The organism is Micromonospora sp. NPDC049679 (assembly GCF_040659735.1).
GTDB lineage: Bacteria > Actinomycetota > Actinomycetes > Mycobacteriales > Micromonosporaceae > Micromonospora_I.
On the sequence record NZ_JBFANZ010000011.1, the window covers coordinates 1 to 12,983 of the forward strand.

10 protein-coding genes are annotated in these 12,983 nt (G+C 68.6%); 2 read left to right on the forward strand and 8 right to left on the reverse strand.

Going from position 1 to position 12,983, the window contains the following annotated elements; all coding sequences use genetic code 11:
* Positions 1–87: 87 nt before the first annotated feature.
* A complete protein-coding gene (locus AB0J06_RS09600; protein WP_357426545.1) occupies positions 88–1,077 on the reverse strand; it encodes a glycoside hydrolase family 11 protein in 990 nt (329 codons plus the stop codon).
* 998 nt (positions 1,078–2,075) lie between these two features.
* Between AB0J06_RS09600 and AB0J06_RS09605 the strand changes: the two genes are divergently transcribed.
* Positions 2,076–3,563 (forward strand): hypothetical protein, encoded by a 1,488-nt coding sequence (locus AB0J06_RS09605; RefSeq protein WP_357426547.1) that lies wholly within the window; start codon positions 2,076–2,078, stop codon positions 3,561–3,563.
* A gap of 159 nt (positions 3,564–3,722) precedes the next feature.
* On the opposite strand, the gene AB0J06_RS09610 is transcribed toward AB0J06_RS09605, so the two are convergent.
* Positions 3,723–3,848 carry a P1 family peptidase gene (locus AB0J06_RS09610; protein ID WP_357426549.1) on the reverse strand — a complete coding sequence of 42 codons (126 nt, stop codon included), beginning with the start codon at positions 3,846–3,848 and terminating at the stop codon, positions 3,723–3,725.
* A 369-nt stretch (positions 3,849–4,217) separates the two neighbouring features.
* Between AB0J06_RS09610 and AB0J06_RS09615 the strand changes: the two genes are divergently transcribed.
* Positions 4,218–5,828 (forward strand): beta-N-acetylhexosaminidase, encoded by a 1,611-nt coding sequence (locus AB0J06_RS09615; protein ID WP_357426551.1) that lies wholly within the window; start codon positions 4,218–4,220, stop codon positions 5,826–5,828.
* A gap of 338 nt (positions 5,829–6,166) precedes the next feature.
* Here the strand turns inward: AB0J06_RS09615 and AB0J06_RS09620 are convergent, their stop codons facing one another.
* The 6 genes from AB0J06_RS09620 to AB0J06_RS09645 form a co-directional block, all read right to left on the reverse strand.
* Complete coding sequence (locus AB0J06_RS09620) at positions 6,167–7,036, reverse strand: IclR family transcriptional regulator (protein ID WP_357426553.1); 870 nt, start codon at positions 7,034–7,036, stop codon at positions 6,167–6,169.
* Between the two features lie 165 nt (positions 7,037–7,201).
* A complete protein-coding gene (locus AB0J06_RS09625) occupies positions 7,202–7,447 on the reverse strand; it encodes a hypothetical protein (protein WP_357426555.1) in 246 nt (81 codons plus the stop codon).
* Positions 7,448–7,450: 3 nt separating this feature from the next.
* Entirely contained in the window at positions 7,451–8,512 is a 1,062-nt protein-coding gene (locus AB0J06_RS09630; protein ID WP_357426557.1) for an aromatic ring-hydroxylating dioxygenase subunit alpha, read from the reverse strand.
* A gap of 474 nt (positions 8,513–8,986) precedes the next feature.
* Positions 8,987–10,054 carry an SRPBCC domain-containing protein gene (locus tag AB0J06_RS09635; RefSeq protein WP_357426559.1) on the reverse strand — a complete coding sequence of 356 codons (1,068 nt, stop codon included), beginning with the start codon at positions 10,052–10,054 and terminating at the stop codon, positions 8,987–8,989.
* A gap of 83 nt (positions 10,055–10,137) precedes the next feature.
* Complete coding sequence (locus tag AB0J06_RS09640) at positions 10,138–10,857, reverse strand: endonuclease/exonuclease/phosphatase family protein (protein WP_357426561.1); 720 nt, start codon at positions 10,855–10,857, stop codon at positions 10,138–10,140.
* 328 nt (positions 10,858–11,185) lie between these two features.
* Positions 11,186–11,818, reverse strand: a complete 633-nt coding sequence (locus tag AB0J06_RS09645) for a hypothetical protein (RefSeq protein WP_357426563.1) — start codon at positions 11,816–11,818, stop codon at positions 11,186–11,188.
* Positions 11,819–12,983: the final 1,165 nt, after the last annotated feature.

A 12,983-nucleotide genomic window follows, 5' to 3' on the forward strand; every position in this document is an offset into this window, starting at 1 on the left:
GTGCGGCGGAGCGCGGCCGGGCAGCCGGGGCGGATGCGGCGCGCGGTCTGGATCGAGCTCGGCATCACCGCGGTCGTGCTCGCGGGGTCAGCCTGTGCTGCAGGAGACCGTCGGCCAGGTCGAGTTGCCGTTGGTCTGGATGGTCACGCCCCAGTTGTTGCCGTTGCCGTTGGGTCTGGCGGTCAGTACCTGGGCGCTGGGGTAGCTGGCGCTGATGTTCCAGGTGGCGATGATCTTTGCGGGGGACGGGACGTTCATCGTCACGGTCCAGTTGTCGGAGCCGGACACCGAGACGTTGAGGTTGTAGCGGTCGCTCCACTTGTCACCAGCGGAGAGCGACGCGGTGCAGCCACCACCCCCACCACCGCCACCACCGCCACCACCGGAGGAGCCGCCCACCGTGATATTGGAGTTCCCACTGCTTTGATATCCCTCGGTGGCGAGGATCATGTAATCATGACTGCCCAGATTCATTCCATTACGGGCCCATGCGTCAAAGTGGTTGCCGGAAGTTATGGTTCCGCCCGTTTTCTTCGCCTGCCGGACACTCCAGTACTGATTAAAAGTCTTAGTGCCCTCAATGGAGGGGGCGTTGTATCGCGTCGTCTGATAGATGTCGTACGTACCACCGTCACTGGTAACTGTGCCCTTATATGTTCCGGTGGGCCGGTAAGTGCCCCAGTTGTCAACGATGTAATATTCCACGAGTGGGTTTCTCGTCCACCCATACAGAGTCAAATATGCGTTGCCGGACGGATTGAAGCTTCCTGAGTAGGTCACGCTCCTACGTCCGCCGGTACTCCAGCCCTTACCGGCAACGAAATTGCCGGTGTTGCGCCATGAGGTGCTGTAGTTGCCACCAGATCCCAGTTCCATGGAGACCGACCCGGGGCTATCGGTCCAGAATGAATAGAAGTAGCCGTTATTGGTGCCAGTTTGATTGGAGGTTATGGCCGCGTAGGCGATGCCGGGCAGCATCGTTGTGGCCGCGGCCAGCGCTACCGCGCAGGCACTGCCGATGAGCAGCCTGATGCGGCCGCGTCTGCGGCTCTTCGGGTGTGCGGCGGTGTTGTTCATGTGTGTGCTTCCTCCTCGTGAACGCTGGCGGGGAGGCCAGGCGGCGTGGTACCACGCGGGGCGGGCGGTGGCCGGGGTGACGGGCACCGCGCGTCGGCTCGTACAGCGGGCGGGGCTGGCCGGCCGCCGCGGGGGTCGGCGACCGGAGGAGCAGGTTCGGGTGGGGAAACCAATCGATCGAGGTTGATGTCTGCCGATGCCGACAGTGTCGGCCCGACTTCGTCGAGTTGTCAACACTTCCCGGAAAAATTGCGAAAGTTTTAGCCTGACAAAGGATCTCTTAGCAAAGCACCTGTACTGGCCAGTGGTCTGTCTTGCCGATGAGCTCGGGATTGGTCAGTAAGAGCCTCAGTCCATGGCGCGCCGAAAGTTCCGGAGCTCTTCCGGATCATTCTGCACGGGATGTGGGGGGTAGAGCATGATCGTGGCTGGCCCCTCGTGGCGGATGCTGGCGGGCTCTCCACGTTCCTTCACGCCGTAAGAGTTGTGGCGGGCGCGTTTGACCGCGCGGGGGCAGATGCGATGGCGTCGGGCGGGACGGGCTTGCGGCTCAACTCGGCCGAACGGCGCTCTCGAGGCTGGCGTTGCGGCCTCGTGGGTGACCGCTTCGACGGCGACGGCCTCGCAGTTCTGTACGAAATCACCGGGTTCACGAGCAGTGAGGACCCCAACGGGAACTGCCGTAGGCGATCGAGGCAACGAGCGAACCCGCGACATCAGCCGTTCGGGTGATGTCGCGGGTTCGGGATGGGTGCCATTTATTTTCCTTAATTGCAGATCAAGAAATCCTCATTTCTTGCCTTGGAGTTGATTTTCCGGTGAACCCATCTTTAGCGTGTGCGTACCGCCCTGGCCGATAAGGCCGCAGGCCCGTTTCGCCGATCCGGCCGAACCGGTCCGCGGCCAGCATCGTCCGCAACAGCCGTTCATCGCGGGGTGGACGGCGCGAAGCGGAGCGGGGCGTCGCAGCCACCACAAAGTACCGGGAAGGTCTGTACATGCGAGCGTCGATCAATGGTCGCGCACCCAGCGGCCGAGGCCGCCGCATCGTTATCGCCGGTGCCGCCCTCGCGGCGTTCGGCGGGCTGGTCGCCGTCACCCAGATCTCCAATGCGGAGACTGAGCAGGCCGTCGCGGCGTGTCGGTCCGCAGCGCCGTCCGCGGCTGCGGGCCCGTCCGCCCCGGCCGGGACAGCGGCGTCGGAGGGCGATCGGGCGGCGCGTCCTACCACCGCGGCGCCCGCCCCGCCCCGGGCTGAGGAGTGTGAGAAGAACGGCCGGGAGACGCCGACGCCCGGCCCCGGCGGCGCCCAGGATGGTGGCCTGCAGATCCTCGGGAACAACTGCGACGACAGCAGGCTGGCGGCGCACACCGGTTTCCAGGAGGGCAACCGCTGCGTGTCGACCGCTTTCGGTGAGGTGGGGCCGGCGGAGAAGAACCCGACGCTGCTGATCGCCCAGGCACCGCAAACAGTACGGGTCGGCCAGGCGTTCCAGCTGAAAGTGAGCACGCGCCACCTGGTGCGTGACCGGTTCCTCCCCGCCGCGAAGGGCGGATACTACGTGGAATCCTCGCTGCTCAACGGCGAGGGCCTGGTGCGGGGCCACTTCCACACCGCTTGCCGGATGCTCAGCAGCACCACGGAAGCGCCCGACCCGGCGCCGGTCCCCGCGTTCTTCGTCGCGACCGAGGACGGCCGTGGGGGAGGGGAACCGGACACGGTCACCGTCCAGGTGCCGGGCCTGCCTCAGGAAGGCATCGCGCAATGCGCGGCGTGGGCCGGTGACGGGTCGCACCGCATCCCGATGATGCAGCGCGCCAACCAGACGCCTGCCCTCGACGCGGTGCGCATCCGCGTTGACTCCGCGGCGGAGCGGCCGCCCGCGGCGGAGCAGCCGCCCGCGGCCGAGCAGCCGCCCGCGGCGGAGCAGCCGCCGGCGGAGCAACCCGACGGGCAGGGCCCTGGGCAGAAGCCCGATCAGCAGAAGCCCGATCAGCAGAAGCCCGATCAGCAGAAGCCCGATCAGCAGAAGCCCGATCAGCAGGAGCCCGGCAGGGCGCAGCAGCCCGACGGGAAGGATCAGGGGAAGGCCTTGGCGGGTGCCCCGGCACCGGCCGACGCGACTGGCACCCCGTCCCGTCCCGGCGAACCGCCCGCCGGCGAGGACGCCGGGACCACGGCCAGCGAGCAGAACGGCCGCGCCGCCCCCGCACCGGCGGTCGTCGGAGCCACGGCCACGCCAACCCGGACCCGGGCGACGGACCGCAACAACAACACGCCCGCGGCGCCGGTGGATGACGCGGTGACAGGGAATGCCGACAAGTCACCGGTAGCCGATGCGGCCGCCGCCAGCACGGGCGGCAGTCTGGCGCTCACCGGTTCCCGCACGGTCGTGGTCCTGGTCGGCGGTGTGGCAGCGCTGATCGCCGGAGCGGTGATCCTCCAACTGACCCGCCGGCGCCGGTACCGCGGTCTCCGCCACTGACCGTTCCGGCGTGGTCCGTGAGTCGGAGCGCATGCGTAACCGGTGGAAGGCGGCGACCGGCCGCGGGCAGGCGATATCGCGGTCGGCCGTCGATCCCGTGACCGGCGCTGTGACCGCACGTCGACGACAGGCCATCCGGCCGGCGCTCCATGAGGTAGGTCAGCAGTGCGTCCGCAGCCCGAACACCGAGAGCGTGGCAGTCAGGACGACCGGTGATTCCAGTACGCCGAATTCGTCCACCTGGGTCGAGCCGACCACTTTCCCGTGACCGTTTCCGGAGTACACGGAAGTCGGCAGGGTCTACCGTCGTGTGCCGAGTTGGCTCGGTACGACCGCGGTGACGCCGGTGTGCAGGTCCACCGTCGTCGATGGTGGTATGCCCGACCAGCACCCCGGGGACGTCGGTGATCGCGTTGTGTCGCCCGGTGTGCAGCCGTCCGACGACGACGCCGACGCCGAGGTCGCGGGCGCGGGCGTGGTGGATTGGCTGTTGATGATGCTCCTGTCGTCGGTGTCACGTCCGCGACGCATGGGTCGCTCCGGAATCTTGGCCGGTCGGGTCTCGATAAGGAAGGTTTACAGTCCACGTGCGACGCGGGTAGCGTCGGGGCGGATCGATCACCAGCGATTAAGACGAGGGCCCTGGAGGTATCCGTGCGTCGCAGGAACACCATGACGCGGCTGCTGGCCATAGCCGCGCTCGGAGTGCCGTTCGTCCTCCCGGCCGCCCCGGCCGTCGCCGCCCCGGCCGCCCCGGCCGTCGCCGCCCCGGCGCGGCAGTTGAGCGATGTGATCCCCGTACCGGTCGAGACCCGCCCCGACGCCCGGGGCGCGTTCACGCTCGGCCCGAAGACCGTCATCCGCACGTCGCCCGGCTCGCTCGCCGCCTGGCGGGTGGGGCGGCAGCTCGCCGAGACACTGCGACCGGCGACCGGCTATGCGCTGCCGGTGCTGGCGGCGAGCTCGACGCCGCTGCCCGAGATCGCCGTGCTCATGGGTGGCGTCGACAAGCGCGTCGGCCAGGAGGGGTACCAGCTCGAGGTCACCCGCCGCAGGGTGACGATCCGGGCGAACACGGCGACCGGGCTGTTCGCCGGCACGCAGACGCTGCGCCAGCTGCTGCCCCCGCAGATCGAGGCGTCCGACCGGCAGCGGGTCACCTGGGCGGTGCCCGGCGGACGGATCGTGGACTACCCGCGCTTCGCGTACCGCGCGGCGATGCTCGACCTGGCTCGGCACTTCCATACGGTCGACGAGATCACCGCGTACGTGGACCTGCTCAGCCAGTACAAAATCAACTACCTGCACCTCCATTTGACCGATGACCAGGGATGGCGGATCCAGATCGACTCCTGGCCGAGGCTCACCACGGTCGGCGGCGGTCCGGGCACCGGCGTCGACGGCGCCGGGCCGGGGTTTCTCACCAAGGCCGACTACAAGGCAGTGGTCGCCTACGCCGCCGCGCGGCACATCACGGTCGTTCCCGAGATCGACATGCCGGGGCACACGAATGCCGCCCAGTCGACCTACGCCGAACTCAACTGCGACGGGCTCGCGCCGCCGCCGCGTACCGACATGGCGGTCGGTTACAGCTCGCTGTGCATCGACGACGAGCTGACCTATCGGTTCGTCGAGGACGTCATCCGCGAGGTCGCCGAGATCACGCCCGGTCCGTTCCTGCACATCGGCGGCGACGAGGCGCACGCGACCACGGACGAGGATTACCGCGCGTTCATGGAGCGGGTACTGCCGCTGGTCGCGAAGTACGGCAAGCGTGCCTCAGGCTGGAACGAGGTCATGCAGGTCGACCCGCCGACCGACGTCGTGGCCCAGTTCTGGGGCACCGGCACGACCAACGCCGATCTGGCCGAGGCCGCCGCGCGGGGCAACAAGGTGGTCATGTCACCGGCGAGCAAGTCCTACCTCGACATGAAGTACGACGTCAACACCCGCCTCGGGCTGCAGTGGGCCGGCTACATCGAGGTGCGCGACGCGTACGGCTGGGATCCGGCGCACCGGGTGACCGGTGTCGGCGAGGACGCGATCCTCGGTGTCGAGGCGCCGCTGTGGTCGGAGACGCTGCGGACCCTGGACGACATCGAGTACATGGCCTTCCCGCGCCTGCCCGCGATCGCCGAACTCGGCTGGTCGACGGCGGCCAGCCACGACTGGGAGTCGTTCCGGACGCGACTGGGGGCGCACGGGCCGCGGTGGCGCCTGCAGGGGGTCGACTTCTACCCGTCTCCGCAGGTGCCGTGGTCGTGACTGGGTGAGCCGCGGGTCCGGGTCGGACGTGCCGAACGGCGTCCTCAACGGGCCCGGCCGACCCCGGATCTCGCGGCGTTGGATCGGTTGATCGACGATCGGCCCGTGTTCACCGGACCTGACGGCAGTCTGTAGTCCGAGCAGGACGACCTGCACGTGCACCGATTCGGTGCCGGCAGTCGATGACCCGGGTGGACGAGGGGACTTGGCGGCGCTGGTGGTCGGCGGCGCCGGGGTGACCTGGTTCCTCGGCATGCTGCAAGGCACCCCGGCCGTGCACCCTGATCGGGGTCGACCTTGACGCTTTGCGCGCACGAATGGAAGGGCGGGGCGCGCGGTCAGCGAGTATCGCGGACCGGCGGGCGGCCCCGCTGGACGGTCCCCGCAATGCGACGCGTCTGGTGGTCCTCGGGCTTCCATGCTGCTGAAGGGCCATTCGGGGCCGACGGGGAGAGGGCGCGCGAGATCGCCCGAGCGCTCGTTTGCACGAGGGGTGCGAGCGTCTGCGGCGATGCGCTCCCGTAGTGCACGACGATGGACACGGCGGCGACGACGTCGCCCGGGCCGTCGTGGATGGGCGCTGCGACCGACAGCGCGTCTGTGGTGACCTGCCGGTCGCTGACCGCATAGCCATGGGCGCGGACTTGCGCCAAGGCTGCCCGCAGCTGGCCGGCGGTCGTCATTGTGCGCTCGGTGTAGCGCTCGATCGGACCGGCCAATACCTGTTCCTGCACGTCGAGGGGCGCGTAGGCGAGTAGCACGAGGCCGACGCCCGTCGCGGTGAGCGCGAATCGGCCGCCGACTCGGGTGAGGACCGGTACGGCACCGGTGCCGGCGATCCGTTCGATGAACACCACTTCGGTGCCCTCGCGCACGGCGAGCTGCACGTTCTCGCGAGTCACCTGCGAGAGGTCCTCCAGGAAGGGCAACGCGAGTTCCCGTAGTCCTTGACCACGCGGGGCCAGCGACCCGATTTCCCACAGGCGCAGCCCGATGTGATAGCTCCCTGTTGAGTCTCGTTCGAGCGCGCCGCACGCGACCAGCTCCGTGGCTAGCCGGTGCACGGTGGAGATCGGCATACGCGCCCGCCGGGACAGCTCGCTGAGCGTCATGACCCGGTGGTGGGCGGTGAACGCGACCAGGATCTGCAGCGCCCGGGCGACCACCGGGCCGGTGCGCTCGGGCGCTGCACGCCGCTGGTCGGGCATCAGCTGCTCACCGCCGCCGAATCGTTGCCGATCATGGGGCTCATGATGACCCTGATGCGGGCCGGGATGCTAGCCCACCACTTGAGGGCGTTGCTGAGCTTCGGGACGGGTTCCGTGTCGAGCCTGGGAAAGGGGTCGCCAGGGCGGGGACGGTGGGAGCAGGCCTCATGAGTGGGCTCCCGCGGGGGCAGGAGAGGGCACGGCGGCCCGGTCCGGGCGCGGGGAGGGAACGGCGTCGTCGGTGATCGACTCATGACCGACGGGGTGCGCGAGTAGCCACGTCCAGATCTCCACGGGATCGTCGGCGACGTGCACCGCGCCGCAGTGGCAGTTGCCCTGCAGTTGGTCGCTGCCCGGCAGCCACACCACTCGTAGCACCCTGCGGCCGCTGAGTACACGGGTCGGTTCCATAGGTCATCTCCCGGCGACGGCGGCGCCGTTGACGTTCTGTTCGACCTGCCGGGCAAGCATGCGGCGCGCCGCCAAGCCGCCGGTGTCGATGTTGATCGACAGTTCCTGGTAGCCGGCCGGCTCTGCCGCGATGACCTGCTCCAACACGTCGAGCGCGGCGACGTCCTGCAGCACGACGGTCCGATTCTGCTGAGCCAGGAAGTCGGAGACCGACTCGTCATCGAGGGCGAAGTCACGGGCGACGGCCCAGAAGTCGTGGGTGCTGTGCTCCGTCTCCGGGGTGATCGCATAGACGACTTCGACATGGAAGGCATCGGGGTCGGTGCCGTCCGCGTTGGGTAGCACTCCGACCGGGGCGATGCGGCTGTGCAGCTTGTACAGGCACGGCGGGGTGTACTCGATGTCCTGCCACCGCGTGATACGCCCGGACAGGCCGGTGGATCTGGCATAGAACGGCGGGCACTCGGCGTCGTCCATGTGCCGGCTGACGTAGACGATGCCCGCCTCTTCGTCGACCTCCGTCGTCATCGGCGTGTTCGCCACCTCCGGGGTGCCGATGTAGCCGCCGTGCAGGTAGGTCTCGTGGGAAAGGTCGAGCAGGTTGTCCACGAGCAGACCGAAGCGTGCCCGCAGCGGCTCCATCCCGGACACGGTGGTGTAGTCGGGGGAGTCCAGCCAGGGAGCGCGCGGGATACGGGTGCTGTCAGCGCGGCTCGGGTCGCCGATCCAGACCCAGATAAACGAGTCCTGCTCGACGACCGGGTAGGACCGCAGGCGGGCGGTGCGGGGCACGCGGGTCTGGCCGGGCACGGCGACGCATCGGCCGTCGGCGCCGTAGGTGAAGCCGTGGTAGCCGCACACGACCTGGTCGTCGATGAGCCGGCTCGGGGCCTGCGACAGGGGGAAGCGGCGGTGTACGCAGCGGTCGGACATCGCCGTGACCTCGCCGGCTTCGGTACGCCAGAACAGGATCGGCTCCCCGCAAATGGTCCGGGAAAACAGATCGTGGCCGATTTCGCGGCCGTACGCGGCGACGTACCACTGGTCGCGGGGGATCATAGACATGGGCGGCGACTCCTCAATGTTCGGCGTGAATTCGATCAAGCGGTCCTCGCCACCGCTCCGCGCTGCGGTCCGCCAGCCTCCCTCGGGCCGGACCGGTCCAGGAAGGCCGACCGGTACGGGAACGTCACTCGCCCTGCGGGGTCGGCGATCGCCGGATCACTTACGACGAAGGTGAGGAAGATGGTGAGCGCTGGCCCGTCGTTCCAGAACGGTGGTTTCCGCATGCTGGAAAAGAATCTGGCCTGGATTGAGGACTCGGGGAGTGTCGGACGTGTGAGTCACCGTCCTGGCCGACCCGGGAGTTGCCGGGCTTCCGGTATGGGCTGAGCTACGACGGCGCCGGTGTCAGCCGGAGCTTCGAGCAGGACCTCTGCGTCGCCCGGTTCATCCTCGCCGGACACGGGCCATCCGGTCACGCTGCGCTTCGTCGGGAAGCTACCGGGCGCCTGCCCACCGTCATTTCAGACGAGGCCGTCACAGCCCGGCGCAGGGCTGCTGGCCGACCGCGCAGGCCGCCGGCTGCTTCTCTCCGAGCGGGGCGCCCCCGACGTCGAACTGGAAGCGCGCGGAGGCGCCGGCGGCGATCGGCCCGCCGCTGAACGTCACCGTTCGCCCCTTCTGCTCGTAGCTGGCGTCGGAGGCGGTGGAGACAGTGGACATGCCGGGCGGAAGGGTCACGGTGACGACCCAGCCGGGCGCGCCGGCCCGGCCGGTGTTGTTGATGGTGATCTCGCCCTGGTAGCCGAAGAGTCGGCTGGTCACCGTGGCGTAGCGCGCGGCGAGGAGCGCGGTCTCCGCCTCCGCGGGTGGCTTCGTGGTCGTTTCCGGACGAGGCTGCGGTGACCGACTGCTCGACGGGGAGGGCGTTGCGTTCGCGGCCACGGCCGTGACGGCCGGAACGGAGGTGGCGCTCACCGCTGGCGAACTCGCCGCCCGTGGACTCACCGTCGCGGACGCGGAGGGGATGCCTACCGGTGCCGCCGTCGCCTGCTCGGTGCTCTCCGGTCTGACCATCACCCCGACCGCGATCATGCTCAGCGCCGCGAGGACGACGGCGACCGCCCCGGCGAGCAGCCCACGGTGCCGACGCGCACCGCCGCCCGGTACGGTCGCCGCGAAATTCATCTCGCGGTAGGCGAGCGCGTCCAGGACGGCGGGGAGCCGTACGGCGAAAAGCTGCCGGTAGCTCTCCTGCAGTCGCTCCCGGTGCGCCGGGTCCCACTGTTCCCGCACGCAGGACTCGCGCATCGTCAGCCGGCAGCCCGCTGGTGTCTGCGCCAGCTCCCAGACCACCAGGGTCTGGAGTTCGCTCGTGTGCCACCGCATGCTCATCCGGTGCGGCTCGTCGAGGCTGATCAGCTCGCCCTCGATCACCAGGTCGAGTCCGGGCGCGTTGATCGGTTCGAGGCGGAACACGGAGCCCGCCCGGGGCTCCAGATCGCTTTCCGCGAACCACTTCGGCAGCAGTTCCCGGTCGGTGATGGTTCGCCAGACGCGCTCCGGCGGGTGCTCGAACTCAACATCCATCCGGATTTCGGTCACCGCGCGACTTTACGTGGGTCGCACCGATCGGCGCCGCCCCGCGGCACGGAACGGAGAGGTTGCCTCGGGGCTGACGCCGAGCCTCACTTGGGTCGGTTCTCGTTTCCCGCGATCGTGAGTGTGACCAGCAAGCTTTGATGATCTGTCGTCCCGGCCATGCTGATCGATCTGCGGGAGCGGACCGTGAAGTCGGAGGTCGCCACGATGTGCTGTAAGGCGCCGTCATCAGTGCGCAGATAGCCCGAGGGCACGCAGGACCGCACGTCGGGTGAGCCGCCGTGCCTGAGGTTGAGGTCGCCGCTCAGCACGGTGGGCTGGTAGCGGGCTCGCATGTGTGTCTCTGGGATGGCCGTGCCGAGCAGGTAGTCGCATTGGGCGAGCGCGACGATCGGGCTGGTGGCCGCGAGGTGCGTGGTGCAGGCGTTGAAGTCGGTGATGGCGTAGACGCAGAGCCAGGCACGCTCCTCGGGGTCTGCGATGTCCTGCGTCGGGTAGATCCCGCTGTATACCGTGTGCCCACGGTACGGCGTCGGAAGATGCGCCAGCAGTCCGATCCCGTACGGCTGACCGTTGCGGCACCGGGACGCGCCGCCGGTGGGGCGGTCACCGGCAGCCGCGAAGGCCGACACGACGGTGGCGTCGGGGTAGACGTCTGCCAACGTCCGTTTCAGCGCGTACACGTCGTCCTGGCATACCTCGTTGAGGGCGACCAGGTCGGGCGACTCGGCGCGGATCACCTCGGCGGCCTCGGTCACCGCCTGGCCGGTGTAGCAGCCGGCGAGGCCGCTGTTGCAGAGGTTCATCTGAAGGACTCGGAACGGCTTGGACGTGGCCGTCGCGTCCACGGATGACCCGGTCGGCAACACCGCGGCGGAGACCAGGCATACGACGGCGAGCAGTCGCCGAAGGTTACGGTACGAAGGACCAGGCATGCACCCGCCCAGGGATTGGTTGGTGGCAGTGTATCGGCAGCCAGGCGCCGGGGGAGCGAGTGCGCGGCGGCCCACTGTCCATAGTCGCCGGTGGAGCGGATCTGCGACGGCAAGCGCCGTCCGCGATCATCGGGGGCGGCAAGGTCCGCCGGTCGCTGCCATGGCGGCGCCGATGAGGCCGGCCTCACCAGCGGACACGTCAGGCCTGTACGTCGCTCGGCACCGGCCCGGAGTCGGTCGCCGGTTCCGCCCTGTGCCGCTTCGCCGGTGTGGGCGCGCTCGGCGCTACCGGTTTCCGCTGCTCCGGCAGCACGGACTCGTCCGACACCTCCGGGCCAGGCTGGTCGAGGTCCCCGGTCACCTGCGGCTGGTCGACCCACAGAGAACGCAACTGACCCTGCATGAACGCGGTCAGCCGTCCCCGGTACTCGCGGTCGAACCGCTCCAAAGCCTCGATCTGCTGCTGCAACGCCTCGCGCCGGGCGGCCAGGCTCCCCACAACGTCTTCGTAGCGTCGTTGGGCCTGCAGTTCCAGCTCTACGGCATTCTGCTCCGCCTTGGCCGCCGTCGCCTCTGCCTGAGCCCGCGCCTGCGACACGATCTTGTCAGCGTCCCGCTGCGCCTCTTCCATTCGCGTCTGCGCCTCCCGCGCCGTCTGCTCGGCCGCCCCGCGCGCCTCGACGAGCACCTTGTCCGCCTCGCGCCGTACGTTCTGGGCATGCACCTCGGCATCGCGGGCGGTCTGCTCCGCCGCCGCCATCGCATCGGAGCGAATCTTGTCTGCCTGGCGATGGGCGCTGCTGACATGCTCCTCAGCGGTGCGCTGAGCCATGCTGAGCACCTGTAGAGCCTGGTTCGGTAGGCCGGGGTTCGGCGCGGCCAGTGGGTGCTCCGGGGGCGTCGTGTCCTGGGTCGTCGTCCCGTTGAGCATCACTGTGGCACGACCCTTCATGTGGTTTTCAGTCACGACAGACCTCCGTACGTGCCGGTTCATACGCGTGGCTTCGTGTCGACGGGACGATGGTCCCCGGCGTTCCGACGCTGCCGCTATCCGCCCATCCGGCCAATGAGGACATTGGCCATGATCGGCGGCATGTTACCAAGGTGAGCAGGATCAACGCGAGGTCGAGTTCCGGTCACGAGGCGATGACGTTGTGTTTCAGCGACGGCATCCGGGTCCCTGAGGCGCGGCAGCGCCGCCCGTACCGCACATCTGGGGCGGTTACTTCCTCCGGTACATGGGTGCGCCCCGGCGGCCGGCTTGAAGAATGGCGCGGGCCTGACCTTACGGCGCGGTCCCTCCGGACCAGGTACAACGTGCCGCTGGCGTCGCCGCGAACGGGACCGTGAGACCGGCGGCGACGACGGTCAGAACTGCGCCCACACCGAGCGCGGCCCGCCGCGAAAGGTTCCCCGGCGGCGAATTATTGGCACTGTGCACCATGGTTTCCTTACCCCCGTAATGTCGGGCATTGACGATCCGACAATTGACGCCGGTGCGGCCTGGATCGCATTCGGAAATGGTGCGGAGTGCGTCCGAAGTCCCGCAGTCGTCGGCTGGTTGGTGCTCATCATGCACGACGGCCCGCTGCCGCGCCAAGGCTGTTCACGCGACCGCGCGCTGGCCGATTCGCGAGGACGTTTCCTGAAAAATTGGTGCAATCGAGGCGGTTTAGTGACCACGCTTCGTGATAGTCGCAGGTGGAAGGTTTCTTCTGTGGACGGTGTGGGGTGCGGCCTTGACACGCCGTTGACGTGCTGTCACTGTACAGCGACGCATTGAGGACAATCATCAACACGGGGATGTGGTGTCATGTCCATTCGCACGCTTACGCATTGTTGTAGGTGGTCGTTCCCGAGTCGGCCGGAACTGCCGTCCTCGGTCTGAGCCCCGCCCTGCCCAACCCGGGACCTGACATCCGCCCCTTCGCGGTGCGCCGACCTTCGCCGACGTGCCGCGGTCGCATCGCGTCCTCTCGCCCCTCACGTGCCTGGAA

Excerpts from the sequence above, each read along its gene's own strand:
- AB0J06_RS09600 (WP_357426545.1), bottom strand. The coding sequence starts at position 1,077 with ATGAACAACACCGCCGCACACCCGAAGAGCCGCAGACGCGGCCGCATC.
- AB0J06_RS09605 (WP_357426547.1), top strand. The coding sequence starts at position 2,076 with ATGCGAGCGTCGATCAATGGTCGCGCACCCAGCGGCCGAGGCCGCCGC.
- AB0J06_RS09620 (WP_357426553.1), bottom strand. The coding sequence starts at position 7,036 with ATGCCCGACCAGCGGCGTGCAGCGCCCGAGCGCACCGGCCCGGTGGTC.
- AB0J06_RS09625 (WP_357426555.1), bottom strand. The coding sequence starts at position 7,447 with ATGGAACCGACCCGTGTACTCAGCGGCCGCAGGGTGCTACGAGTGGTG.
- AB0J06_RS09630 (WP_357426557.1), bottom strand. The coding sequence starts at position 8,512 with ATGTCTATGATCCCCCGCGACCAGTGGTACGTCGCCGCGTACGGCCGC.
- AB0J06_RS09640 (WP_357426561.1), bottom strand. The coding sequence starts at position 10,857 with ATGAACCTCTGCAACAGCGGCCTCGCCGGCTGCTACACCGGCCAGGCG.
- AB0J06_RS09645 (WP_357426563.1), bottom strand. The coding sequence starts at position 11,818 with ATGGCTCAGCGCACCGCTGAGGAGCATGTCAGCAGCGCCCATCGCCAG.